The organism is Thiothrix nivea DSM 5205, assembly GCF_000260135.1.
Classification (GTDB): Bacteria; Pseudomonadota; Gammaproteobacteria; order Thiotrichales; family Thiotrichaceae; genus Thiothrix; species Thiothrix nivea.
Genome location: NZ_JH651384.1, coordinates 4,635,905 through 4,638,170 on the forward strand (window position 1 = coordinate 4,635,905; position 2,266 = coordinate 4,638,170).

A 2,266-nucleotide genomic window follows, 5' to 3' on the forward strand; every position below is an offset into this window, starting at 1 on the left:
TTCGGTTGGGGCGCGGGGCAATCCGGTCGATTTCAGCAGCCAGATCGGAAAATTTGACGTGTTTTCCAGCGTGGACAACAGGTCCCCTTACGGTCGAGTTTCTGTTCCCGCTCTTCAGCGGCAAATAGACTGGTTTTGATGGCGCTTTTCTTACTCATCGTTGATCGGGGCTGTTTGTCGGTCAAGTGGCTATTTTCGCATAGTCGGCGCGGGAACGGGGGTTTTTAGAGGTTCCCATTTATCAATGACAAGTTGTCGGTTATTTGAGGCCAATCCAAGCGCCAACAAGAGTGTCGACGACGGACGCGGTGACAGCCCGCGAGTCCCAACAATTTACTCCCCGCCGCGCCCGTCACACGAGACGTTGGCGGGGGCTATAACGATACGTTTTACCAAGCTCAAAGACCAAAAAGATAAGAATGGATACAAATCAATACGAGGTTGATGACTCGATAAGATTTTTCTTAGCTTTGATGCTTTTATCAGGAGCGTTTCTTATTATATCGTCGCAGGCGTATCAAGCATTTCCTATTGCATTGATATTTATCACAATGAGTATTCTGCTCAGAAAGAAAGTTAAAAAATATGCCGCATGGTGGGATAAATACAAACCAATTCGCTATTTCTTTTGGTTCAACATAATTAATGGCATAGCCTTTTTAATAATATCCAAAATATTTCAATTAAATATTATTGTTTTTGGGTTGGTTTGTTGCATCGTGGTTTCAAGCATAATATTGATACCAATGACGCCTATTAAGACTCGATAAATATAGTAACGGTTTCAACGTCTAATTTTAAAGAATAGGTGCGTCGCCCTGATGCACGGTGAGATAAAATCTCTAGTCCAATTATTACCGAAAAATTTAACCACATGCCAGGATAAAATCAACAATGGACAAATATAAAGATGATCTAAAAAAAATATCAAAAAAGCGGTTACATGCTTATTTGTCGTTCTTCATCATTTTTATGATGTTTTTTACATTTGACATGCTTAACATTAAAGGTTGGCCAGTTTTAATAGCTTTCTTTATTAGTTTTATTGTTTTCGGTATTTTTTTGGCGCGAGCGCTATTAAGTTATTGTCCTAGATGTGGCATTTTATTTTTTGGTATTGCCATACAAAGAAAATCATGTATAAATTGCAATCTAAGTTTAGATGACCATTGAATAATGGATGTGCTATTTTATGTAGAATATGTCTTATCTTTAAGAATTAAATCATGGATTTAACAAGTAATGAAAATATTATTTAAGTTTATAATTAGCTCTATATTATTAATACCTATCGCACATGCAGATAATCAACCTCAACCTAATCCATTGGTTCAGGCCGTATTAGAAAATAATCCACAAAAAATTCTCAAATTATTAAAAGTTGGGCAAGATGTTAATCAATTGGCCGGGAATGGAGAACCTATTCTTTGTGCTGCCAGCATGATGGGAAAATATGAAGCTGCCAAAATTTTAATAGATGAAGGAGCGGAACTGAAAGATAGTTGTTTGATTCTTGCAGTGGCAAATGGGAATGCTAATATTGTTAGCTTATTTCTTAATAATAAAAAAAGTCCTAATACTTTAGTTAACAAGAATGGCGATAGTCTACTGCATATGGCTGTACATGCAAACTATCTTGACGTTACCAATATATTACTAAAGCATGGTGCAAAAAAAGACATTAAAAACGACGCTGGCCTAACTCCTAGTGATCTCATTAGCCAGGAGAGAAAAATACTTGATCAATTGGATATTCTGTTAAAGTAATATTGGCATTTTGCAAAATACAGCGCCAACAAGTGTGTCGACGACGGACGCGGTGACAGCCCGCGACTCAGACCATTCGACTCCCCGCCGCGCCCGTCACACGAGACGTTAGAAGTTCACCCATCCCATAAATATCACTATGAATGCAGCAATTGGCGCAATAATTGAAAATCTAGATCAAATAAGGTTGGTTTTAGCAAAACTGAAACTATTTTCAAAGACACAAAATACAGGAGACTCTAAAGAAGTATCAATATCAGAATTTCTTGAGAGCTTTTTCCCAACAACATACACCGTTAAAAAGGCAAAATCTATTCTCTTGATTCAGACTCCCAAGAGATAGATTGTGTTATTCTCCATTCTATACACCCAAGACTATTTACTCCCAAAAGAGAAGTGATTTTAGCAGAAGGCGTATATGCTGCTATAGAGATAAAACCTGACATCAAAACATTAACCAATAAATCAGAATTTCATCGAGGATTAAAACAGATACAAA

At 37.3% G+C, this 2,266-nt stretch carries 2 protein-coding genes; both read left to right on the forward strand.

The window, feature by feature from the left end; genetic code table 11:
- Positions 1-1,242: 1,242 nt before the first annotated feature.
- Positions 1,243-1,767, forward strand: a complete 525-nt coding sequence (locus THINI_RS22950; protein ID WP_002710866.1) for an ankyrin repeat domain-containing protein — start codon at positions 1,243-1,245, stop codon at positions 1,765-1,767.
- Positions 1,768-2,076: 309 nt separating this feature from the next.
- Positions 2,077-2,266 (forward strand): DUF6602 domain-containing protein (locus THINI_RS27465; protein ID WP_425358301.1); only part of this gene is annotated, 190 nt, incomplete at its 3' end.